23 protein-coding genes are annotated in these 23,370 nt (G+C 55.7%); 9 read left to right on the top strand and 14 right to left on the bottom strand.

The annotated features are described in order from the left end of the window. Positions 1-333: 333 nt before the first annotated feature. The gene (locus BJF95_RS22685) at positions 334-1,329 is read left to right on the top strand and encodes an MDR family oxidoreductase (RefSeq protein WP_075641780.1); all 996 of its coding nucleotides are present in this window, start codon (positions 334-336) and stop codon (positions 1,327-1,329) included. A 6-nt stretch (positions 1,330-1,335) separates the two neighbouring features. Here BJF95_RS22685 and BJF95_RS22680 read toward each other — a convergent pair whose 3' ends face one another. The 5 genes from BJF95_RS22680 to pcaD form a co-directional block, all read right to left on the bottom strand. Next, complete coding sequence (locus BJF95_RS22680; protein ID WP_075641779.1) at positions 1,336-2,388, bottom strand: 3-carboxy-cis,cis-muconate cycloisomerase; 1,053 nt, start codon at positions 2,386-2,388, stop codon at positions 1,336-1,338. 7 nt (positions 2,389-2,395) lie between these two features. After that, complete coding sequence (gene pcaG / locus BJF95_RS22675) at positions 2,396-3,013, bottom strand: protocatechuate 3,4-dioxygenase subunit alpha (protein WP_075641778.1); 618 nt, start codon at positions 3,011-3,013, stop codon at positions 2,396-2,398. Between the two features lies 1 nt (position 3,014). Further along, entirely contained in the window at positions 3,015-3,755 is a 741-nt protein-coding gene (pcaH, locus tag BJF95_RS22670; RefSeq protein ID WP_075641777.1) for a protocatechuate 3,4-dioxygenase subunit beta, read from the bottom strand. 48 nt (positions 3,756-3,803) lie between these two features. After that, a complete protein-coding gene (pcaC, locus tag BJF95_RS22665; RefSeq protein ID WP_075641776.1) occupies positions 3,804-4,217 on the bottom strand; it encodes a 4-carboxymuconolactone decarboxylase in 414 nt (137 codons plus the stop codon). Positions 4,218-4,301: 84 nt separating this feature from the next. Then, complete coding sequence (gene pcaD / locus BJF95_RS22660; protein ID WP_075641775.1) at positions 4,302-5,093, bottom strand: 3-oxoadipate enol-lactonase; 792 nt, start codon at positions 5,091-5,093, stop codon at positions 4,302-4,304. Between the two features lie 94 nt (positions 5,094-5,187). On the opposite strand from pcaD, the gene pcaQ reads away from it, so the two are divergent. After that, positions 5,188-6,111 (top strand): pca operon transcription factor PcaQ, encoded by a 924-nt coding sequence (gene pcaQ, locus BJF95_RS22655; protein ID WP_075641774.1) that lies wholly within the window; start codon positions 5,188-5,190, stop codon positions 6,109-6,111. A gap of 12 nt (positions 6,112-6,123) precedes the next feature. On the opposite strand, the gene pobA is transcribed toward pcaQ, so the two are convergent. Further along, complete coding sequence (gene pobA, locus BJF95_RS22650) at positions 6,124-7,296, bottom strand: 4-hydroxybenzoate 3-monooxygenase (protein WP_075641773.1); 1,173 nt, start codon at positions 7,294-7,296, stop codon at positions 6,124-6,126. A 115-nt stretch (positions 7,297-7,411) separates the two neighbouring features. Between pobA and BJF95_RS22645 the strand changes: the two genes are divergently transcribed. Beyond that, positions 7,412-8,308 (top strand): helix-turn-helix domain-containing protein, encoded by an 897-nt coding sequence (locus BJF95_RS22645; protein ID WP_075641945.1) that lies wholly within the window; start codon positions 7,412-7,414, stop codon positions 8,306-8,308. On the opposite strand, the gene BJF95_RS22640 is transcribed toward BJF95_RS22645, so the two are convergent. Continuing rightward, positions 8,300-9,055 carry an IclR family transcriptional regulator gene (locus BJF95_RS22640; RefSeq protein ID WP_075641772.1) on the bottom strand — a complete coding sequence of 252 codons (756 nt, stop codon included), beginning with the start codon at positions 9,053-9,055 and terminating at the stop codon, positions 8,300-8,302. The two genes, BJF95_RS22645 and BJF95_RS22640, sit on opposite strands and share 9 nt — an antisense overlap. A gap of 150 nt (positions 9,056-9,205) precedes the next feature. Here BJF95_RS22640 and BJF95_RS22635 point away from each other — a divergent pair, with 150 nt between their 5' ends. Genes BJF95_RS22635 through pcaF form a run of 3 tightly spaced genes read left to right on the top strand, consistent with a single transcriptional unit; the run spans position 9,206 to position 11,815 of the window. Then, positions 9,206-9,913 carry a 3-oxoacid CoA-transferase subunit A gene (locus tag BJF95_RS22635; protein WP_075641771.1) on the top strand — a complete coding sequence of 236 codons (708 nt, stop codon included), beginning with the start codon at positions 9,206-9,208 and terminating at the stop codon, positions 9,911-9,913. Beyond that, positions 9,910-10,599 (top strand): 3-oxoacid CoA-transferase subunit B, encoded by a 690-nt coding sequence (locus BJF95_RS22630; RefSeq protein ID WP_075641770.1) that lies wholly within the window; start codon positions 9,910-9,912, stop codon positions 10,597-10,599. Before BJF95_RS22635 ends, BJF95_RS22630 begins: the two co-directional genes overlap by 4 nt. A gap of 10 nt (positions 10,600-10,609) precedes the next feature. After that, entirely contained in the window at positions 10,610-11,815 is a 1,206-nt protein-coding gene (gene pcaF, locus BJF95_RS22625; RefSeq protein ID WP_075641769.1) for a 3-oxoadipyl-CoA thiolase, read from the top strand. Positions 11,816-11,859: 44 nt separating this feature from the next. Here the strand turns inward: pcaF and BJF95_RS22620 are convergent, their stop codons facing one another. Continuing rightward, positions 11,860-13,251: an NAD-dependent succinate-semialdehyde dehydrogenase gene (locus tag BJF95_RS22620; RefSeq protein WP_075641768.1), complete on the bottom strand. Its 1,392-nt coding sequence runs from the start codon at positions 13,249-13,251 to the stop codon at positions 11,860-11,862. 213 nt (positions 13,252-13,464) lie between these two features. After that, positions 13,465-13,629 (bottom strand): hypothetical protein, encoded by a 165-nt coding sequence (locus BJF95_RS24160; RefSeq protein WP_175577312.1) that lies wholly within the window; start codon positions 13,627-13,629, stop codon positions 13,465-13,467. Between the two features lie 66 nt (positions 13,630-13,695). On the opposite strand from BJF95_RS24160, the gene BJF95_RS22615 reads away from it, so the two are divergent. Beyond that, positions 13,696-14,892 carry an ROK family transcriptional regulator gene (locus BJF95_RS22615; RefSeq protein WP_075641767.1) on the top strand — a complete coding sequence of 399 codons (1,197 nt, stop codon included), beginning with the start codon at positions 13,696-13,698 and terminating at the stop codon, positions 14,890-14,892. 148 nt (positions 14,893-15,040) lie between these two features. Here the strand turns inward: BJF95_RS22615 and BJF95_RS22610 are convergent, their stop codons facing one another. The 3 genes from BJF95_RS22610 to BJF95_RS22600 are packed head-to-tail and all read right to left on the bottom strand — an operon-like array spanning position 15,041 to position 18,038. Next, entirely contained in the window at positions 15,041-15,859 is an 819-nt protein-coding gene (locus BJF95_RS22610) for a carbohydrate ABC transporter permease (protein ID WP_075641766.1), read from the bottom strand. After that, positions 15,856-16,800, bottom strand: a complete 945-nt coding sequence (locus BJF95_RS22605) for a carbohydrate ABC transporter permease (RefSeq protein ID WP_075641765.1) — start codon at positions 16,798-16,800, stop codon at positions 15,856-15,858. Before BJF95_RS22605 ends, BJF95_RS22610 begins: the two co-directional genes overlap by 4 nt. Continuing rightward, complete coding sequence (locus BJF95_RS22600) at positions 16,797-18,038, bottom strand: ABC transporter substrate-binding protein (protein ID WP_075641764.1); 1,242 nt, start codon at positions 18,036-18,038, stop codon at positions 16,797-16,799. Before BJF95_RS22600 ends, BJF95_RS22605 begins: the two co-directional genes overlap by 4 nt. A 300-nt stretch (positions 18,039-18,338) precedes the next feature. On the opposite strand from BJF95_RS22600, the gene BJF95_RS22595 reads away from it, so the two are divergent. Beyond that, a complete protein-coding gene (locus BJF95_RS22595) occupies positions 18,339-19,469 on the top strand; it encodes an ABC transporter ATP-binding protein (RefSeq protein WP_075641763.1) in 1,131 nt (376 codons plus the stop codon). Positions 19,470-19,540: 71 nt separating this feature from the next. After that, the gene (gene nagB / locus BJF95_RS22590) at positions 19,541-20,287 is read left to right on the top strand and encodes a glucosamine-6-phosphate deaminase (RefSeq protein ID WP_075641762.1); all 747 of its coding nucleotides are present in this window, start codon (positions 19,541-19,543) and stop codon (positions 20,285-20,287) included. Between the two features lie 155 nt (positions 20,288-20,442). Here the strand turns inward: nagB and BJF95_RS22585 are convergent, their stop codons facing one another. Next, a complete protein-coding gene (locus BJF95_RS22585; protein WP_075641761.1) occupies positions 20,443-22,191 on the bottom strand; it encodes a GH116 family glycosyl hydrolase in 1,749 nt (582 codons plus the stop codon). Between the two features lie 69 nt (positions 22,192-22,260). Beyond that, complete coding sequence (locus BJF95_RS22580) at positions 22,261-23,271, bottom strand: ROK family protein (protein WP_245297403.1); 1,011 nt, start codon at positions 23,269-23,271, stop codon at positions 22,261-22,263. Positions 23,272-23,370: the final 99 nt, after the last annotated feature.

Raw genomic sequence — 23,370 nt, 5'->3', positions numbered from 1 at the left:
GTGAGAAAGAACGCTTGTGTCTAAAAGAAGTAAAAAATAAAGGTTAACCACTCGTTTCGATGGCGCGGTAAATCGTCGAAGAGTGGTGCAATTTATTTACGTTAACCCGTTGTTTTCGCGAGAGTGGCAAAAATGGCACCGGTGAGAAGATCACCTCAGCCCTTTGAAATCAGAGGATAATCAGCCACTCTGTTTTTTGTCCCAAAATGTGCATATTTTTCGCACATAAACTCTCATAGCGACACACACAAAGAGGCTGGCGTTGCCGTGGCAACCATGGCACCTTCGCCGAGCATAACGTGTTCATGACGTGCTGATCTGGGAGGATGCATCATGACTGAGACATTCACGGCTGTGGTTATCGATCAGGTCGATGGCAAGCCCAAAGGCATGTTTCGCCAGCTGGCGCTGACGGACCTTCCCGATCATGATGTTCTCGTGGAAGTGGCCTATTCCACCTTGAACTACAAGGATGGCCTTGCTTTTACCGGCGCTGGCCGCATTGCCCGCCGCACACCGCTTGTTGCGGGTGCTGATTTGGCGGGTACCGTGGTTCAGTCCCGCTCGCCTGACTGGAAACCCGGTGATCGCGTTGTCGTCAACGGTTTTGGCATGACGGAAACCGAGGGCGGTGGCTATACGCGCTTTCAAAAGGTCAAGCCGGAGTGGCTCATGCGCTTGCCGGACGGGTTTTCGCTCGAACAAGCCATGGCCATTGGCACGGCGGGCTACACCGCGGCTCTCTGCGTTTTGGCACTTGAGGATTGGGGTGCCATTCAGCCCAATGCTGGTGAAGTTGTTGTCACCGGTGCCGCTGGCGGTGTTGGCTCCATTGCGGTTAGCCTTTTATCGAGCCTTGGTTATCGCGTCACCGCCTCGACTGGACGGCCTGAAACCCACGCTTATCTGAGCAGTCTAGGGGCATCCGGGTTTATTGACCGGGCCTCCCTCGCTGATAAAGGTGGCGCATTGCAAAAAGAGCGGTGGGCTGGGGCTGTTGACACGGTGGGGTCCACCACACTTGCCAATGTCATTGCCCAAACCGTGTATGGCGGCGCGGTGGCGACCTGCGGCCTTGCGGGCGGTGCCGATCTTCCTGCCACCGTCATGCCGTTTATCTTGCGCGGCGTGACGTTGCTCGGCATCGATTCGGTGATGACGCCGATGGCAAAACGTGTTCGCGCTTGGGATTATCTCGACAAGCACCTTAACCGCGACCACCTTGCGGCCATGACCAGCGTGGAGCCAATGTCTAATCTACCTGCTCTGGCTGATGCCATTCTGGCGGGCAAGACCCGAGGGCGTGTGGTGATTGACGTAACAAAATAAGGGGCGTCAGCCGCCCAGCCGCACAATCTGCCCAATGAGATGATGGGCCGTGCGCGTCGACGCAACCGTTGCCACAGCCATTTGCGGCAATAACATCCACTCCAACGCCCAGGCAGCACCTGAGCGCTCCTGCTCATGCACCATGCTGTGGTGCATGCCAGAGACCTGAACCGCGTTAAACCGCGCCAGCGACACCAGCGTTTCCGCTGCCACCGGATTTTGCTTGTGGGGCATGGCAGACGAGCCGCCGCCGCCGCTGAGCTGTATTTCCTTGCCCACTTCGGCCAGCAGCGCAATGTCTTGACCAAATTTGCCAAGACTGCCCGAAATCAGCGAGAGAAGATCGGCAAATTCGACAATGCGATCACGCTGGCTATGCCATTGCGTGGCAGCAGAAAGACCCAAGCCGCCAGCGAGTGCTGTGCGAACCGCCCCACCTTGCTCCCCCAGCTTTTCCAACGTGCCTGCAGCACCGCCAAACTGCACGGCAAAGCCATCTGCCACATAATTGGCGAGGCGGGCGCGGTAGCGCTCAAGCGGCGCGCACCATGCTGCAATCCGATCCGACACAGTGATCGCAATAGCGGGCTGCATGCGCGTGTAACCCATCAGGGGCTGTGCCCCAAAATTCTCATTCAGCTGTGCAAATGCCGCAATGCAAGCCTCAAGCCGCTGATCCAGCAGCAATGCCACCGCCTTGAGGCGCAAGACCAAGCTTGTATCAATCGCATCCTGACTGGTCGCGCCAAAATGCAGTTTTTCCGAAGCCGTGCCGCCAACAGCCTGGCGCATTTGCTTGACCAGTTCGGGAATAACCACGCCATCGCGGGCCGTGGCCCTCTTGAGCGCGTCCATATCGGGCTTAAAGCCAGATAAAGCGGCTGCGATACTCTGCGCGTCCTCCTCTTCAATCACCCCCTGCTCAGCTTGTGCCTTTGCAAGGGCAACTTCAAACGACACCATGGCGGCAATATCGGCCTCGGCAGAAAACAGTGCCGCAACGTCATCGTCGCCAAACAAGCCACTGAGAAAAGGGTGATCAAAAAGATTTACGCTCATGGCACCATCAAATATCAAAAAACACGGTTTCGTTTTCACCTTGCAGGTGAATATCAAACACGTAAGCGCTGCCGTCTTTGCGAGCAATCAGGGTTGGAACCCGCACTTTGTGCTCAATCCGGGCCAAAAGCGGATCTTCGGCATTGGCCGCTTCCTCTTCTGGAAAATACATCCGGGTTTGCAAACCGAGATTGATGCCACGCGCAACCACCCAAAAGGTAATGTGCGGTGCCATGAACTTTCCGCCCTTGAAGGGGACTTTGCCGGGCCTGATAGTTTCAAACACAAATTCGCCCGTGGCCATATCGCCGGGACAACGGCCCCAGCCCAGAAAATTGGGATCAGCCTTGCCAGCCGTTTCCGATGGACTGTTATAAAGCCCATCCGTGTCAGCTTGCCAGATTTCCACCAGGGCATCCTTCAGCGTATTGCCGCCGCCATCAAACACATGGCCGCGAATGGTGATGCGCTCACCACGGGTCTTGTCGTTGTAAAGCGGTCCTGAACCAAGGTCGGTCTCAAAGACGCCGTGAATGCCCGAAAAATTCGGCGTGCAACCGATATGCACGTAAGGTCCAGCGGTTTGCGAGGCGGACTCTTTCAAATATCCGAGTGGCTGCACCATATCAGTTGCCCTCCTTACGGTTTTCAAACAGGGTAGAGCGACGTCCTCGCAGCACAATGTCAAATTTATAGGCGCGCATATCCATCGGGACGGTGGCGTTCATATCCAAAGCAGCCACGAGGCGCTTGATGGCATCTTCATCCGGGATCGTCTTGACGATTGGACACAGCCAGATCATCGGATCGCCTTCGAAATACATCTGAGTAATCAATCTTTGGGCAAAGCCATGGCCGAAGACGGAAAAGTGAATATGGGCGGGGCGCCAATCATTCACGCCATTGGGCCAAGGGTAAGGGCCGGGCTGAATGGTCTTGAACCAGTAATAGCCATTCTCGTCGGTAATGGTGCGGCCAACACCACCAAAATTGGGATCAAGCGGGGCCAGATAGGTCTCTTTCTTGTGGCGATAACGGCCACCGGCATTGGCCTGCCAGAACTCAACCAACGCACCGGCGACACCCACGCCGCGCTCGTCCAGCACCCGGCCATGCACCAGAATGCGCGGCCCAATGGCCAACTCGCCGGGCTTGGCATAGTTGCAAATCAGATCATTATCCAGCTCATTCAAAATGTTATGGCCAAACACCGGCCCGGTGATTTCGCTCTTGGTACCTTCCAGCGAGATCAGCGCCCGCTGCGGCGAGCGCAGCACGCTGGTTTTATACCACGGCGTATAGGCTTGCGGATGCATGGCGCGATCGCGCGCAAAAAACGGCCCTGTCTCGGGCAGAGTATTTTTCATGTTTTTCCTCCTCAATCTCTTATCAAAGCAATCGATACAGACGCGAAATTATCCGCCTTTTGTGGCGGCCTGCTGATCCATCTCAGCATAAACACCCTTGGCAATTTTAATGGCGTGGTTGGCGGCAGGCACACCGGCATAAATGGCCACATGCATCAGCGCTTCGCGAATATCTTCGCGGGTGGCACCGGTGTTGGCTGTTGCACGCACATGCATGGCCACTTCCTCATCCTGGCCCAAGGCGGCCAGAAGTGCGATGGTAACAATGGACCGCTCGCGCTTGGTGAATTGATCACCAGACCAAACCGTTCCCCACGCCCCTTCCGTGATCAGGGTTTGAAAGGGAGCATCAAAGCTGGTGGTGTTCACTTGGGCGCGATCGACATGGGCGTCACCCAACACAGAACGGCGGGTCACCATACCACGCCGATACGCATCAGAATTGGGTGTTTGATCAGCCATGCCATTGTCTCCATTGCGCAATTTTTTAAAATAGCCTTCATCACCGGCTCAAAAATCGCCTCGGTTAAATCATGTTGTTTGGATTTAAGCGTACCGCTCAAGAAAGGGTAACAGCGCCGCTACATAGGCGTCCGGCTGCTCAACACACGGAATATGCCCGGCATTTTCGATTTCCACGAACTCACTGCCCGGTATCAAATCAGCCAGAGCGCGCACCAATGCAGGCGGCGTCGAGCCATCCTGATCACCAACCACACAAAGCGTCGGCACCGCAATCCGCGCAGCATCAGCGGTAAAATCCGCATCGCGAATGGCAGCACACGTGCCGCAATAGCCATCCGCCGTCTGGCGCACCAGCATATTGCAGCAGCCCGCATAAACGGCATTGTCGGGGCTACGAAAGGGTGGCGTGAACCAACGCTCCATAATTGGTTCCAGCAACGAGCCGATGCCATTGGCTTGAATAGCCTTGATGCGGGTGTTCCACATCTCGTCGCTGCCAATTTTATGGGCGGTATCGCTCAGCACCAACGCCTTCACCAGATCAGGCCTGCGCACATAAAGCCCTTGTGCAATCAAGCCGCCCACAGACAGGCCGCAGACAATAACGTTTTTAAGATTGAGGTGATCCAGAACAGCCGCCATATCATCGACGTGGTCAAAAATCGAATAGGGTGCCGAGCCTACATCCGAGAGGCCGTGCCCCCGCTTGTCATGCAGCACAAAGGCAAATCTATCGCCAAGGCGGGCAATGACATCATCCCAAATGCGAAAATCGGTGCCCAGCGAATTGGCAAAGGCAATCACCGGCTTGCCGGTTTCCAGCCCCACCGCACGGTAGTGAATGACCGTGGACGACGTTTTGAGAAAATTCATGCCTTCTCCTCCTGACTTGATATTGAAGCGACCATACGGTTAAGTAAAATGAGATTATCTCCGCCGCAAATAACCATATAGTTATGAAATCACCATGATCGAACAGCGTATCAAATTTCGGCATCTGCAAACATTTGTCGAGGTCGCGCGGCAAAAAAGCGTGATGCGGGCCGCAGACGTGCTGCATGTCAGCCAACCGGCGGTGACGAAAACCATCCGTGAACTGGAAGAGGTGCTTGGCGTTGCGCTGTTTCAGCGCGAAGGCCGTGGCATCATCATCACCCGCCACGGGGAGATATTTTTGCGCCATGCGGGTGCCACCATGACGGCGCTTCGGCAAGCGCTCGATTCGGTTTCGCATGACAGCGCCCAGCTTGGCCCGCCTGTTCGCGTCGGCGCTTTGCCCACCGTATCCACCCGTATCATGCCCAAAGCGATGACGGCTTTTCTGAATGAAAACACCGGCAGCCGGATCAAGATTGTCACCGGCGACAATGCGGTTTTGCTGGAGCAGTTGCGCGTGGGCGAGCTTGATCTCGTGGTTGGCCGCCTTGCTAGCCCGGAAAAAATGACCGGCTTTTCATTTGAACATCTCTATTCCGAGCAGGTGCTTTTTACGGTGCGGGCAGGCCACCCCTTGTTGTCTGTCAACACAGGGCTGTTTGATCGCATTCGTGAATTTCCGGTGCTGATGCCAACACGAAACTCGATCATCCGGCCGTTTGTTGATCATTTTTTGATCGCCAATGGCATCCCTGCCCTTCCCAACCAGATTGAAACCGTTTCGGATGCTTTTGGCCGTGCCTTTCTCAAAAGCAGCGACGCCATCTGGATTATTTCCGAAGGCGTTGTGGCCGGTGACATTGCGGAAGGCACGTTGACAACCCTGCCCATTGACTCGTCCAGCACCCGCGGCCCGGTTGGCCTCACGGTGCGCACCGATGCCATCCCGACGCTGCCGCAATCGCTTCTCATGCAAGCGATCCGCGATGCGGCAGCAGGCCTTGGGAGGGGTTAGGGCGATAACCTTTTAATAGGGCAAACCCACATAATTCTCGGCAAGCGATGTTGAGGCCGCTGTGGAATGCACCAGATAATCCAACTCGGCTTCCTGAATACGCTGGCCGAAATCTCCTGTGTCTGGGAACCGATGCATCATTGTCGTCATCCACCAGGAAAACCGCACAGCCTTCCACACGCGAGATAGCGCCTTGACCGAGTAGGCATCAATTCCGGCTGAGGATTTGTCAGTGTAATATTCGATCAACCCTTCGCTGAGGTAATGCACATCGCTGGCGGCAAGGTTCAGCCCCTTGGCTCCTGTCGGCGGCACAATATGGGCGGCATCACCGGCCAGAAACAGTCGTCCAAACCGCATGGGCTCGGTGACAAACGAGCGCAGCGGCGCAATCGATTTTTCAAACGATAGCCCCGTCACCATGGCTTCGGCGTGTTGCGCTGGCAGGCGGCGGCGGATCTCATCCCAGAAGCGGTCATCGCTCCATTCTTCAACCTTATCGTCCAGCGAGCACTGCACATAATAGCGGCTGCGGGTGTGGGAGCGCATGGAGCAGAGCGCAAAACCACGGGGGTGGTTGGCGTAGATCAACTCATGCGACACAGGCGGCACGTCTGCCATAATGCCAAGCCAGCCGAAGGGATAGACCTTCTCGAATTCCTTGATTGATTTCTCCGGCACAGATTTGCGGCACACGCCATGAAAGCCGTCACAACCGACGATAAAATCGCAGTCAATGCGATGCGACACGCCATCTTGCTCAAAGGTGACATAGGGAGTTTCACCATCGAAATCATGGGGCTGCACATTGGCAGCGTCATAAATGGTGGTGGCACCCGCAGCATTGCGGTGATCCATCAAATCGCGGGTTACTTCCGTCTGGCCATAGACCATCACCCGCTTGCCGCCGGTCAACTGATGCAGATTGATGCGGTGATCGCGCCCGTCAAAGGCCAGCGAAAAACCATCATGCGGCAGGCCTTCGCTTTCCAGCCGGGCCGATGCTCCGGCCTCCTGCATCATGCGCACCATGCCCTCTTCCAAAACACCGGCCCGCACGCGACCGAGGATATAGTCTCGGCTGACGCGATCAAGAATGACTGTGTCAATGCCGCGACGGTGCAGCAATTGCCCAAGCAGCAGACCAGAAGGGCCGGAGCCAATAATAACAACTTGAGTACGCATGAATTCCTCCCGAAAATGCTCTCTGTCAAAAAATTGACGCCGATGACTGCGCTTCTCAATGGATTTTTTGCACAGAAAATTGCACTATCCGAACATTATTCAAAAGGCCACGAAAATGAACAGTGTTCAGATTGATCGACTCTATGGTGAAGAGAGCGCGAAAGGCCTTGATTTTTGGCTGCATTGCGAAACGCTTTATTCCCGCAGCAGTCTTCACCGCTTCGAGATCGATATTCACCGCCATGATAGCTTTTTACAGATCTTGCACATTTCCGACGGAGAGGGTGATGCATGGCTAGATGGGCAGACGCACACCATTGCGCCGCCCACCGCGATTGTGGTTCCACCCGGGTTTGATCACGGATTTCGCTTTTCACGCTCCATCAAGGGCATGATCATCACCGTGCTGCCCGCAGCCCTGCCGCTTCCGGTGCGCGCAAATCTGCAAAACACCTTTATGCACCCGACGCTGTTATCGCTGACGAATCACCCGGATTGCGGCCATATCCATGACACCATGGAGCGGATTTTGCTGGAATTTGGCGCAGAAAGATCCATCCGCAATGCGCTGCTGGAAAGCTATCTCACGACCGTGCTTTTGCTGCTCACGCCCGAAAACGCAGCAACCCGCCAACCCATGGGTCAGGATGCTGAACGCATGGTTCGCCTTGGCACGCTTGTTGATGCGCATTTTCGCCAACAACAGCGCGCAGATTTTTACGCCGAACACATGGGGCTTTCCACCACCCATCTTAACCGCATCATAAGGTCACAAACCGGCCTGACCCTGCAACAATTGATTGCTGCCAGACAGGTTGAAACCGCAAAGCAGGAGCTTATCTTCAGCCATGCCTCGGTACAGGCTATCGCTCTGCATCTTGGCTTTGGTGATCCCGCTTATTTTTCACGATTTTTCGTCCGGGAGACCGGGATGACGCCAAGAGCCTGGCGGGTGGCTGAATGGCAAAAACAGGCAAAGCTCACCCACGATTTGAGCGCGACTTCACCGTAGCAGGGGGCGCAATGAGGTTTGCGTGGCCAGCAGCGCGGGCAAAAAGCGCTCTGCCATTTCAACGGCCGGAATAATCGCTGCGGGCGCACCGATGTTGATGGCGGCCACCACCTTTCCCCGATCATCATAGACCGGCACCGCGATGGAACAGAGACCGATTTCCAATTCCTGATCAATAATCGCATAACCATTGGCACGCACTGCGGCAATCTCCGCCATCAACACATCCGGGTCGGTTTTGGTCATCGCCGTGTTGGCCACCAAAGAGGATCGATCCAGCACCTCACGCGCCTCCTGATCGCTCAAGGCCGCCAGCAACACCCGCCCCATGGAGGCAGAAAAGCACGGAAGGCGGCTTCCGGGGGTGAGATTGATCGACATGATCCGTCGCTGCGATGCGCGGGCGATATAGACGATTTCGGTTCCATCCAGCACGGAGGCCGACGCACTCTGCCCTACCCTTTCTGAAAGCTGATCAAGGTGAGGCTGCAAAATGGCGGGAAGTGGCGTAACGGAAAGCCATGCATGGCCGAGGCGCAGGATTTTTGGCGTCAGGGAGAAAAATTTACCGTCATAATCTGCATAGCCGAGCTGTGCCAAGGTCAGCAAACAGCGACGTGCTGTTGCGCGGTCCAGCCCCGATATTTTCGAGGCCTCAGCAATCGAGAGGCGTTGTGTGCCCTCATCAAAAGCCTCGATGATTTTCAGCCCTTTGGCAAAACCGCCCATAAAATCTGTTTCGCGCATATCGCCGCTCCGGTTATTTGTACATTTTGTGCGATATTTGAACAAATGTCAATTATCGCACAAAATACTTGCTGCCGGTTGTCCACACGCCTAACGTCAGGCTTGGAGGCGCGCGGGCTGGACTTGCGCATTCACAACCGGGAGATCCCCATGGACAAGACCATTAAGAGTGCGGCAGAGGCCGTGGCCGAGATTTTTGACGGGGCCACCGTCATGATTGGCGGCTTTGGCGGCTCTGGTGCACCAATCGAACTTATTCACGCACTGATCGACAAAAGGCCTAAAAACCTCACCGTGATCAACAACAATGCTGGCAATGGTCGCATTGGCATTGCCGCGATGATTGATGCGGGGCTGGTCAAAAAAATGATCTGCTCCTTTCCCCGCTCATCCGATCCGCGCGCTTTCACAGATCGCTATCTCGCCGGTGAAATTGAGCTGGAACTGGTGCCGCAGGGCACGCTGGCCGAGCGCATCCGCGCAGGTGGCGCTGGCATTCCGGCCTTTTACACCCCCACCGGCTACGGCACCGAGCTTGCCGAAGGCAAAGTGATTGCCGAGTTTGATGGCCGTTCCTATGTGCAGGAGCGCTGGCTGAAAGCCGATTTTGCCATCGTCAAAGCCCATATCGGTGATTTGCATGGCAATCTCACCTACAGCAAAGCGGGCCGCAACTTTAACCCTCTGATGTGCATGGCCGCCAAGAAGAGCATTGCGCAAGTCTCGCAGATTGTTACTCCCGGAGAGATCGATCCCGAAATCATCATCACCCCCGGTATTTTTGTCGACGGCGTCGTTGAGATCGCCAATCCGCAACAGGAAGAAGCGCTGATCCGCGCCGGAGCGGCTTACAAATGACAATAGATACCCGCGAAGACATCAAGCTTTCCAACGCACAGATTGCCTGGCGTGCAGCCCAAGACATTGCCGATGGCGCTTACGTGAACCTCGGCATTGGCTTTCCCGAAATGGTGGCACAATACCAGCCACCGGGGCGGCAGGCGATTTTTCACACCGAAAACGGCATTTTAAATTTCGGTGAAGCGCCAAAAGAAGGCGAAGAAGACTGGGATTTGATCAACGCTGGCAAAAAAGCGGTAACACTCAAGCCCGGCGCTGCCTTCTTCCACCACGCTGACAGCTTTGCCATGGTGCGCGGCGGCCATCTCGATGTGGCCATTCTGGGTGCCTATCAGGTGGCGCAAAATGGTGATCTCGCCAATTGGCGGGTTGGCAGCAAGGGCGTGCCTGCCGTCGGTGGGGCTATGGATCTGGTGCATGGCGCAAAGCAGGTTTTTGTCATCACCGAGCATGTGAGCAAGAAGGGTGAGTTCAAGCTGCTCGATAAATGCACCTTCCCGCTCACGGGTGTTGGCTGCATTACCCGCGTCTACACCAGCCATGCGGTGATTGACATCAAGGGCGGCCGGTTTGTGGTGTGCGAAAAACTGGCCGCGATGACCATGGACGAATTGCAAGCAATGACCGGTGCGCCCCTGCACACAGATGGCCCGGTGGCCGATCTCGTCGTGCCGCAGCTTTAAGGACAAGATCATGACGGACGCTTATATTTGCGATTATATCCGCACCCCCATCGGTCGCTTTGGCGGATCATTGGCCATGGTCCGCGCCGATGATCTGGGAGCCGTACCCCTCAAGGCGCTGATGGCCCGCCATCCGAGCCTGGATTGGGAAGCCATTGACGATGTGATTTTCGGCTGCGCCAACCAGGCCGGCGAAGACAACCGCAATGTTGCCCGTATGTCCCTGCTGTTGGCCGGGCTGCCCGTTTCTGTCACCGGCACCACCATCAACCGGCTGTGCGGCTCCGGCATGGATGCGATTATTGCCGCTGCCCGCGCCATCAAATCCGGCGAGTCCGAGTTGATGATTGCTGGCGGCGTGGAAAGCATGAGCCGCGCACCCTTTGTGATGCCCAAGGCCGAAAGTGCCTTTTCGCGCAGCGCCGAGATTTATGACACCACCATTGGCTGGCGCTTCGTTAACCCGCTGATGAAAAAGCAGTATGGCGTGGATTCCATGCCGGAAACCGGCGAGAACGTTGCCGAGGACTATAAAATCTCGCGGCAAGATCAGGATGCTTTCGCCGTTCGCAGTCAGGACAAGGCATCAAAGGCACAAGGAAATGGCCGTTTGGCGCAGGAAATTACCCCTGTGATCATTCCCCAGCGCAAGGGCGACCCGATCATCGTTGAAAAGGATGAGCATCCCCGGGCCACCACGCTTGAGACATTGGCGAAACTGGGCACGCCTTTCAAAAAAGAAGGTGGCACGGTCACGGCTGGCAATGCATCGGGCGTCAATGATGGTGCGGCGGCCCTGATCATTGCCTCGGAAGCAGCTGTGAAAAAATATGGCCTGACGCCGATTGCCCGCGTTCTGGGTGGTGCCACGGCAGGTGTGCCGCCACGGGTAATGGGCATTGGTCCAGCGCCTGCCAGCCAAAAATTGATGGCCCGCCTTGGCATGACGCAAGACCAGTTTGACGTGATTGAGTTGAACGAAGCCTTTGCCTCGCAGGGCCTTGCCACGCTGCGCCAGCTTGGCATTGCCGATGACGATCCGCGTGTGAACAAAAACGGTGGTGCCATTGCCCTTGGCCATCCACTGGGCATGTCCGGTGCGCGCATTACCGGCACGGCGGCGTTGGAGCTGTCGCTCACCGGTGGGCGCTATTCGCTCTCCACCATGTGCATCGGCGTTGGCCAAGGCATCGCCATTGCGCTGGAGCGCGTCTAATATTGAAAAACCCCGCGCAGCCTGAAACTGCGCGGGGTTTTATTTTAGAATGGTGCGTCGATGTCCACCACGTCAATCAGCTTGGTGTTGACGAATTCCTTAATGCCAAGGCCCAGCAATTCGCGACCATAGCCAGAGCGCTTTACACCACCAAAGGGCAAGTCCGCTTTGACCATGGTGGGATGGTTGATAAACACCATGCCGGTCTCAATCTGGCGCGCCACTTCGACCCCGCGCTTGGTATCGCGGGTAAACACCGACCCGCCAAGGCCAAAGGGCGTATCATTGGCAATGCGGATGGCGTCTGCCTCGTCTTTGGCACGAAACAACATGGAAACCGGGCCGAAGAATTCCCAATGGCGGGCCGGGTTGTCGTCCGCGAGGTCTGTCAAAATTGTCGGCTGAACGAACGCACCCTGATTGGGCACGGGCGGCCCCACTTCCACAGCCGTCGCGCCAAGCTCCACCGCCTCGCGGATTTTTTGCTTCACTTCATCCGCAGCACTTTGCGATGAGAGCGGAGCCAGCGTGGTTTCTGGATCAAAGGGGTCGCCCGCTTTCAGACCGGCCACACCCGTCTTGTAGCTGGTCAGGAAGTCGTCATAGATTTCATCAGCAATGATCATCCGCTTGGATGAGACGCAGACCTGCCCGCCATTCCAATGGCGACCAAACACACCCCATTTAACCGTTTTCTCCAGATCAGCATCCGCCAACACCACAAATGCGTCGGCTCCGCCCAGCTCCAGGGTCGATTTCTTCAGCGCCTTGCCAGCCTGAGACGCAACAACAGCCCCTGCCCCTTCCGAGCCGGTCAGCGCTACACCATGGACGCGTGGATCATTGAGGATCATTTCAATATGATCGCGGGTGGCATAGAGATTGGTAAAGCCGCCCTGTGGCACGCCCGCTTCCAACATCAATTTTTCAAAAGCGGCAGCGCATTGTGGCACGTTGGAGGCGTGTTTCAACAGCATCGTATTGCCAGCGGACAGTTGCGGCGCGATGATGCGGGCAATCTGATAATAAGGGAAGTTCCAAGGCTCAATTGCCAACAACACACCAAGCGGCTCATGGACCAGCATGGCCCGGCCCTCCGAAACATTGGCAACCGGCAGAGGCTCTTCCGCAAGCAAGCGCTCGGCATTGACGGCATAGTAGTCGAAAATATCAGCCGATAGCTGTACTTCGGCTTTCGCCTCAGCAACAACTTTGCCCATCTCCAGCGTCAGTAATTTTGCGTATTCATCGACATCGCGGCGCAAAATTTCGGCAGCAGCGTGCATTACTTTGGCGCGCTCAGCAAAGCTGACTGTGCGCCAGTGTTTAAAGGCCGTGTCAGCCGCTTGAATGGCTGCCTTCACGTCCTGGTCGCTTGCCTCAGGAAAGCTCTTGATGAGTTCGCCCGTGTAAGGATTTCTTGTTGCGTAAGCCATTGAATAGTCCTTTGCTTTTTAACTCGTGGTCACGCTCGCCAAAGGCCGCGCATATATGCGCCGCTCTTCGCGGCCTTCGAGCATTGTGCCGGAACCGATCCAACCAATGCAGGACACAGCTTGATGTTAGTCCCGTGCCGCGCAGACGATCTTGACCCTGATCAATCCACTCATAGCTGTAAAAGCCATCCGCACCTCTGGGGCGCGCGTGTATCAAACGAAACGTCCGACACATTGATCAAGCAGGAAGGTAACGGCCTGCCTCCACCAATGTTCCAAGTCCTTCATGGCGGCGTTTGCCAAGACCGCATGCGGCATTTTTCGCCCAGCAAATAATTCGCCAGTCGAACGAATGGTTTGCAGCAGCATGGTGCGCATGCGATATTTTAAAACATAAGAATCACGACCAATCGCAGCACCTGACGCAATGGAGAGTCCAAACGCATGAACATCCGGACCAGCACGCCGCCCATGCTTCGCCAGATTTCTGTGCGTGCCGCCATGGAAATTCTATTGCACGAGGGCTCAACCTCGCGCGCGGACTTGGCCAAAAAGACCGGATTGTCAAAGCAAACAATGTCGGAAGTGATCCGCACATTGGAAGAATCCGGCTGGGTGCGAGCGAAAGGTGTGGTGTCTGGCAAGGTCGGGCGCAGCGCCGTGACCTATGAAGTGGTGCCAGACGCCGGTTGCGTCATCGGCATTGATCTGGGAGCCAACACCATCCGCATCGCCATTGTCGATATTGTCGGCACGATCGTTGAAGAGATTGAAACCGGATGCGATGGCCGCTCGGGCGAAGCCTTGCTGCAACACGTCAGTGATCTCGTGGACAGTTGCCTCAAAAAGGCGAGGATTGCCCGCAGCAAGATTTTGCTGGCCGCCGTTGCCACGCCCGGCGTTGTTGATCCAGAAACCGGAACCCTCTCGCTTGCGCCCAACATGTCGGAAATTGCCAGCATGGATGTGGTGAAAAAGCTGCAAGAGCTTTTGCGCTGTGATGTTGTGATCGAGAACGATGTCAATGCGGCGGTGATTGGCGAAAGCTGGAAGGGCAGCGGCGTGGGGCTGGATTCGGTTGCGCTGATTTCGCTGGGCACCGGCATTGGTCTGGGCACCTTGGTCAATGGCAAACTGATGCGCGGCGCAAAGGGGGCTGCGGGTGAAATATCCTATCTGCCTTTTGGTGCCGATCCCTACCAGCTCGAGAGTCTGGAGCGCGGCGCTTTGGAATGCGCCATCAGTGCGCGGGGCATTGTTGAACGCTATGGCGACAGCACTGCCACGCTTACGGCGCGGGACATTCTGCTTCGGGCCGAGCAAGGCGAAGAAAATGCCTTGGCAACCGTGCGCGAAACCGCAAGGCTCAGTGCGTTGCTGATCATCTCTGTTGATGCCATTCTTGACCCGCAAAAGGTTATTCTGGGCGGGAATGTCGGCAGGCATCCGCTGATGGTGCAGTTTATTCAAGAGGCCCTGCCAGCCTGCACGCGGCGCGCCATTGTGGTTCAGGCAAGTGCTTTGGCGTCGCGCTCGACGTTGATGGGCGCTGTCGCAATCGCGCTCAATCAGGTGCACAACGCCCTGTTTTCGCCGCAGGATCTGCCAAGCGAAATGCGCCTGCCCATCTCAACACAATAAAGATTGGAAACGAAAACACCCGCAGATGACGCATCATCTGCGGGTGTTTCCGTCTACTGCATAATTCCTTAAATCGGAATCGATTTAAAGCGCTACAGCGTCCTTTGTGCGCCACATTTGGCGCGCGCCGCTGTAGGAGTGATTTCGATTATTCCTTGGTAGCACCCGCCATAATGCCGCCCATCATCAAGCGCTGCAAAGCGGTGAACACCACCAGAACCGGCAGAACCGACAAAACCGACATCGACAACAGCTTTGGCCAATCGATGCCAAAGCGGCCAATGGAGTTGGCAATCGCTAATTGTAAGGTCCATTGGTCCTGATTGGTAATGATCAGGAACGGCCAGAGATAGTCATTCCAGCGCCAGACGAGATTGAAGGCCAAAAGCGTGCCGATAGCAGGAAGCGATAGCGGCACGATAATGCGCCACAAAATCCGCCATTCCGGTGTCTTTTCCAACCGCGCCGCCTCAAGCAGGCTGTCGGGAATGTTGAGAATATATTGCCGCATCAGGAACACGCCGGTTGGCGTGGCCGCAGGAGCAATGATAACGCCCGCTAGCGTATCCAGCATGCCCAGATCCTTCAAAACCAGAAACACCGGGATTAAAATGATCTGCAACGGCACCATCAGGGATGACATGATCAACAAAAAGAAAATCGTGTCGCCCTTGAAGCGGAATTTGGCCAGCGCATAGCCTGCCATGACGCTGATGGTGACAGACAGTAGAGCGGACAGCACCGAAACAATGGCCGAGTTTTTAAAGAAGGTGAAAAACCGCGCCTTTGACATGGTGTTGATAAAGTTCACCAGCGTTGGATGCTCTGGAAACAGCGTCGGCGGCCACTGAAAAATCTCTGCCTGCGGCTTGAGCGCAGACAAAAACAGCCAGATGGGCGGCAGCATGAAAACCACCAGAACAAGTGCCAGAAGGACCAACCGCGTAGGCGAATAAGGATTCTTCATTTTGCACTCCTTGCAACGCGCAGCTGAATGATGGCCAACACCATCAAAACGCAGAACAGAACCACAGACTGGGCCGCGGCAACGCCCGCTTTCATCGGCATCTGGAACGCTGTGTCATAAATCGTCTGGATCAGATAAACCGTTGCCTTGCCCGGACCACCGCCCGTCAGTGACACAACCAGTTCATAGACTTTGAAGGCCTCGATGGACGACAGCACCAGCACAACAGCCAATGTCGGCCGCAAAAGCGGAAGGGTAATATGGGTAAATTGTCGCCATTTGCTGGTGCGATCAATCGAGGCTGCCTCGTAATAATCCGGCGAAATCGCCGTCAGGCCCGACAAAAAGATCATCATATTGACGCCCGCCTGCCACCAGACCCAAGCGACAACCACGGCAATCTGCGCCATGGTATCCTGCTCAAGCCACGGCACCGGCGCGATGCTGACCAGAGAGAGCAGATAATTGACCAAGCCGTTGTTCAAACCGAACAGCCAGCGCCAGGTGATGCCAATAATCAGCAAGCTGATCATGGACGGGAAGAAAACCACCGTGCGGGCAAAGGCAAACAGCCGGGTCTGCGGTTGCAAAAGAATGGCGAGAGACAGCGACAGGATAATATTCAGCGGAACGGCAACGACCACGAAACCGACCGTTTTCAGCAATGTGACCCTGAAATCGGCATTGTCGAGCAGGTGAATGAAATTATCAAAGCCCACATATTGCGGCAGTGTTTGCGGCACCTGCGGCAACACCACCACACCGCGCTTGAACAAGGACATATAAAAGCCCTGCACCAGCGGATAGAGGGAAAAAGCCACGATCAGCGCCATGGTTGGCAGGATCAGGAAGTAAGGCCACGACAACCGCCGCAACGTCCGCCACTGGAAAAACGACGGCCGAGTGGCCGCCGTCTTCGTTGGTGTGAGATGAGCGCTCACTGCTGGGCCTCAACTGCGTCGGTTGCGGCTTTGTGGATCTGCGCAATCGCCTCTGCGGAGGTGATCTGGCCAGCCACGGCTTGCGACACGGCTGCCTTCATTGGACCCCAAACGGACTGCATCTGCGGCCAGGCTTGGTCAGTGGCGGCATAGACCGGGCTTGCGTTCAGCTCGCCCTGCATGGTCTTGACCGCGTCAGACGCCATGGTGTTGCCGTAGTCCACGGTGTCAGCCTTCAAATTGGCGGGAATAACGCCCATTTTCTTGGCAAATTCAGCCTGTGCTTTTGGTCCCGTCATCCACTTGATGAAGGAGATCGATTCTTTCAGGTTGGGGCTGGTGTTGAAGGCCACCAGATAGTCGCCGCCATAAATGGAAGAGCGAACCGTGCCCGAAGGCGTGGGGCCTGCCTGCCATTTGAAGCTGGCCTTTTCAGCCAGAGTTGGAATCTGCCAGCTGCCAGACATGTAGGCAACAGCCTGACCGCCCATGAACAGCTCTTTTGGATTATCCGAGCTTGCGCCGCTCCACAGACCGGGCGGCATGGCATCCTTGCTCATGGCAATGAAATCATCCAGAGACTTGGTCCACTTGGCATCGTCCATCACCACCTTGACAGGGGCTTTTTCCGAGAAAATGTGATTGCCGTACTGGAATTGATGCACAATCCAGCGACTGGCCGAGACATCCCAAACCAGAGGATAGCGCGTGCCTGATTTTTCAGCCACCTGCTTCAGCTTGGGAACCATCTCTTCCCAGGTCCAGCCCTTTTCCTGAGACGGAATTTCCACACCGGCTTTTTTGAAGGCATCTGTGTTGAAGAACATGCCGGTGGAAGTCACATCAAGCGGGGCTGCAATAACCTTGTCACCAAGGCGCGCGCCATCGGCCCAGCCTTTGACGAAATCGTTGATCCACTCAGGGCCAATCTCTTTATTGAAGTCAGCGAGGAATGGGCGAATAATTGGTTCCATCGAGGATGTCAGCGCAACATCGGGCATAATGCCAGACGCCGCAAATTGCTGAAACTTCTGAATCATACCGCTGTAAGGCGTGATCTGGAGATCGAAGGTCGTTTCAGGATGGGCGGCTGTATATTCGTCCAAAAGGCTGCGAACCACCGCTTCCTGTGCATCGTCGTCAATATACCACAGAACCTTGAGCTGGGCTGCCGACGCTGTTGACACCATGACCGTGACCGCCAATGCGGCGCTGCCCATCCACTTCAAAATATTCATCACATTCCCCTTTTTTCCAAGGACTCCTGCCCCTGATGAACCATGCTTCACGAAAAGTGTGCGGCGAGCTACCTCTGGTGGAATTCAATGCAGCTCGAATTTGTTCGTTACCAAGACGAATTAAATATGAGAAAAACAAAGTGTCAAGCGCGCATTCCCTCATCACCACCAAGAAACGCCTGTTTGTCGAATTTTATGTTCGGCACCTTGACGAACTATGACGAAATACGCAGAGTGAGCTTATGAATTGTGTTCGCGCCTTATAGCCTGCGTGAAGCAACCAAGCAAAGGGAAGAGACAATGGCAGGTCTAACGCTGCAGAGCGTGGTCAAGCAATATGGAGCCCACCCTATTCTCCACGGAATTGATCTGGCGGTGAACGACGGCGAATTCGTGGTGCTGGTAGGCCCATCCGGCTGTGGAAAATCCACGCTGCTGCGAATCATTGCGGGTCTGGAAACCACATCCAAAGGACAGATCGTCATCGGCGATGAGGATGTGACCCATCTGCAGCCCGGCGATCGCGGCATTGCCATGGTCTTCCAGTCTTACGCACTATATCCCCATATGACGGTGCGCAAAAATCTGTCGTTCGGGTTGGAAAACCTCTCGCTCAGCAAGCAGGAGATTGATGGCAAGGTGGCGGAAGCCGCCCGCATGCTGGCAATTGAGCCGCTGCTTGATCGCTTGCCAAAACAATTGTCTGGTGGCCAGCGCCAACGTGTGGCCATTGGACGCGCCATCGTCCGCGACCCCAAAATCTTCCTGTTTGATGAACCGCTTTCCAATCTGGACGCTGCGTTGCGGGTTCAAACCCGTGGTGAAATCAGCCGTCTGCACAAGCGGCTGGGGGCGACCATGGTGTATGTGACCCATGACCAGATTGAAGCCATGACCATGGCAGACCGCATTGCGGTTTTGAACGGCGGCAATCTTGAGCAATTTGGCGCACCGCTTGAGTTGTTTGATTTTCCTGCCAATAAATTCGTGGCCGGTTTTATCGGCTCCCCCCAGATGAATTTTTATGAGGGCACACTCCGTCAGGTGGAAGCCGAAAAAGTCACCGTCGAAGTTGCTGGCCTTGGACTTGTTGCGGTGCCGGTCGATGGCTCAACGGCTTCTGTCGGCCAAAGCGTAACCTTGGGAATTCGCCCCAATCACTTCCATTTGCGCGCACAATCGCCAGCGAGTGATCACAAGATCAGCTTCCGCGCCGATTATTCCGAGAGTGTTGGCACGGAAACCTATGTCTATGGAAAAATTGAGGGCAGCGACACGTCAACCATTGTACATCTCTCTGGCCATGTTGCGGTTGATGAAAATGATCTGATTGAATTTGGCGTCACCCCGGCCAATATTCATATTTTCCATGGGGAAAGCGGTCTATCATTTGCCAAGCGCAGAGCGGATGGCAGCCTGATTGCACCATAATAATAAAACATCGCTCGACGTTTCGGTTTGATGTTTTGGACTTGCTCATCTACGACGAAGGCACACTGACTATGCAGACCTCCTCAAGCCAGCGGCACATCTTTCCCACATCTGACGCGGCCGCGCAGGCGGTTGCGGCCCACATCATCAACACGGTGAAGGCAAAGCCAGATGCCGTTCTGGGGCTTGCAACCGGTGCCACCATGGAGCCGGTTTATGCCCACCTGATCGCAGCCTATCAACGCGGCGATGTCCGTTTTTCAGGTGTCACCACGTTTAATCTCGATGAATATGCTGGCTTGTCTCCATCTGATCCCGGCTCCTATCGCAGCACAATGGACAGACTGTTTTTTGATCATGTCGATATCGACAAGAATAGAACCTTTCTGCCAGAGGCATCCCTTGATGCGTCGGCTGCCGCTGGTAACGACTATGAAGCCATGATTGTCAAAGCGGGTGGCATCGATTTGCAACTGCTCGGCATCGGTCGCAATGGCCATATCGGCTTTAACGAGCCGGGTTCCGCGATTGACAGCCGCACACGTCTGGTGGAGTTGCATGAGGAGACGCTGGCCGCAAACGCCAAGTTTTTTGACGGTGGAAAAGTGCCGGGTTCCGCGATCACCATGGGCATTGGCACAATCTTATCAGCCCGCGAAATTGTGGTGCTCGCCACGGGTGCTGCAAAAGCAGATGCCGTGCGCGATGCCCATTGCGGCACATTTTCAGAAGATTGTCCGGCCTCGGCCCTGCAAACCCACAATCGTGTTCTTTGGTTTTTGGACTCTGCTGCCGCAGACGCCCGATTTGCAGCCTGATCATCATCGTCATCAAGCAATACAGCGCCGAGCGCCACATATGGCGCTCGGCGCTGTATTGCTTTTAATGTGCGGCATAATTTTCACCTTAAATCGATTCCGATTTAAGGAATTATGCAGTAGAAAAATGGCCGGGTCTCCCCGGCCATTTTCATTTATTCTGTCAAGCCCGCAGCAATGGCGGCTTCGATCTGCGGCTTATATTCCAAAATGGCCGCAGCAGACATACCGGTCCACCCCTGTAGCAGCGAGCCGCGACCAAATGGCGGCGCGAAATATTCAACTGAGCCGATCCAGCCATTTTCAAGACTGGTTTTCCACCAACGCAACATCGGATAATCCCAGCCGTTCAGGCCGTATTTCAAACGCTGCTCGGCATAGAGACCAGAGAGATAAGGCCAATCAGAACCGTTGTGGTAGCGATAGGCAAAGGCTGATTTGGCACGGGTGTCGGCAGGCCGCTTGAATGGGGGCCACGCGCACATCACGCCCCAATCACCGTAGGGCTGCTTATCATTGTTGCGGGTTTCCAGCATAACTTCTGCCTTGCCAAGAACAATCTTGGCACGCTCTTTGCCGCAAGCCTCAAACCGCAGCAAGGTCAGGCTGTCCAGCGTCAGGTGGTCCTCAAGAAAATCCTGCTTGGTGCCGTAATCCGCATACCAACCACCTGGGGTCAGCAACGCCTCATCCAGCGATGAGCGGGCCTTTATGGCCGTTTGGCGTGCTTCTTCCGCCACATCCGCGCTGATGTCACCGGCATAGGTTGCCAGAAAATCCAGCGCCCCAACCCAGAGACCCAGATTATAGGCCACATAGCCATGGCGATAGACGTTATCCGCCCAATCGCGATCATGGCGCGGCTTCATCGGCAGGCCAAGACCATTGTGATCGAAACCGAGATAACGACGGAAAATCGTCTCGACTGTCTGCCAATGCTTGGTCAAAACCGTCTTGTCACCGCTCACACGGATATAGTCGCCGATGGTCAAAATGAAAAACAACGGACTGTCGAAATGATCGCTCCACCAGTCGGTGCGGCGCTTGTGCTCCATGTAATCGGCATTGGTGGTGCGGAATTTCTCCCATTCCTCACCCTGCTGCGGCCCGGTCAAAATCACGCCGCTTGGTGCTTCACCATCGGGCTGGATGCCGGTTGCCAACAGATCAATCTGGTCACGCACGGCCTCAATATCGAGAAACAACAGCGCTTGCAGCGTCCAATAGCCATCGCGATAATAGGTCCGCGTCGGCGCGCTATAGGCCTGCCCTGCGGCAAGCCCCAAGAACGATCCATCTTCAGCCCGCCGAATGCTGGAGAGCGACGCATGGGCGCTTTGCACAGCCATGCTGCGCAACAAAGGCGGTGCGACAGGCAGAAGATCGCAGCGCTCAATATAGGCACCGGCTTCGGCCATGATGACATCGACCGACAGCGCCATGCCGCGCTCTGCTTCCTCAACGCTTGCACCTGCGGCAATGACAACCACACCGTTGCCGCGCTCTTCGACAATGGTGATGCCCCAAGGGGTTGTCGCGATACGCCGCGCACCCTGCCGGACAATCTTTTGTGGCTCCGTCAGCGTGCCCCACCAGGCACAGCGGCGCGCCGGGCGAACGGACTTGATCGATGCGCCGACGATGGCCAGCACCGGAGCCGATTGGGCCACATACAATCCGTGGCCGTCTGCTGTAATGCGGTTTGGCGCATAGGTGAAAGGGCCGCTCCATGGTGCCAGAAAAATATTGGCCATGCGCCCGCAGCCCCAAAGGGAAAGCTCCAGACGTCCTTCCGGGAAGAAATCACCTTGCAAGCGAGGAGCCATAAAGGCCAGCTGCAACGGCTGTTCGCTCTCCACCAAGCCGTCTTGTCTGGCTCGCGCCAAAGGTTTCACCTGTTCCATGTCGCTCTCCTTTGGCGCTGCGTTAGATATGCAGGCACCCATTGTTTCCACCCGGCGAAAAACAAAAACTTAACACACGTCTTGCAAGCCCTTAAAATGCTTGACTGCTCCCTGAATGGCCAGCGTCACAGCCCCGATCATGCCCGCCTGTCCGCCAAACCGGCTTGGCTCAATCCGGCACTCAAAAGGCAACAAAGGCTTCAAGTGGCGCTTCAACGCCTCAAAAAACTCCGTCTGCGTGCCGATGCCGCCACCAATCACTGTCATGGAGGGATCAAGCAATGCATGGACAGCCGCCAACCCAACCGAAGCATTTTGGGCAATTTCTTCAATGGCGGCTTGGGCCGCACCGTCGCCCTGTCGAGCATTGGCGAATAAGTCGGTCACTGTTTGGCGATCGGAGGAAAACCGGGCGCGGATGCCCTTTGAACCGACGGCATCCTCAAACAGACCATTTTCCGAACCGGGTGCGTGCGCATGGGGTGTCGCGCCGAAAGGCAGATAACCAATCTCGCCTGCCCGGCCAAAAGCGCCGCGCCAGAGCGCGCCATTGACCACCAAACCCATGCCAACGCCGGTTCCAAACGAGATAAAGGCCAAGGTGTCATCACCCTGTGGCAAAGCAATCGTCGATTCCGCAAGGGCAGCAAGGTTGACATCGTTTTCGACGACAACCGGACAGCTGATATTTTGCGCGCTCAAGCCTGCCGTCATCACGTTTGCAAGAGAGCGGTCGGCTGGCAGGCGCAAATTTGGCGAGAGCGACGCGAGGCCGGTTTTGGGATCCACTGCCGCAGGAACACCGATGACGACGCGCAGCAGGTCACCTGGGGTGCGGCCGACATTGGCAAGAAGTGTGGCAATCAGCGCAACCATTTGATCCAGCACAGAGCCGTCTTCACCATGATGGGTCGGCTGTTCAAGGCTTGTCAAAATATCGCCATCAGCGTTGGCAATCCCGGCGAGCAGCTTGGTGCCGCCAAGGTCTATACCGATGACGCAGCTTTGGTGAGAGCCGACTTCGCGTTCATGATGGGCAATGGATATTCCGACATTGAATTTGTTGGCCGAACCAGACACGCAGCTCATCCTTATTTTGTTCGGTACGCTGACGAATTTATTATGGAGTGGTTCGGCATCTGTCAAGCGGGCGCGGTCAATAACTGAAATGCCGTCGAA

The organism is Rhizobium oryziradicis, assembly GCF_001939045.1.
GTDB lineage: Bacteria > Pseudomonadota > Alphaproteobacteria > Rhizobiales > Rhizobiaceae > Allorhizobium > Allorhizobium oryziradicis.
This window is presented reverse-complemented; position numbering and strand designations above follow the sequence as displayed.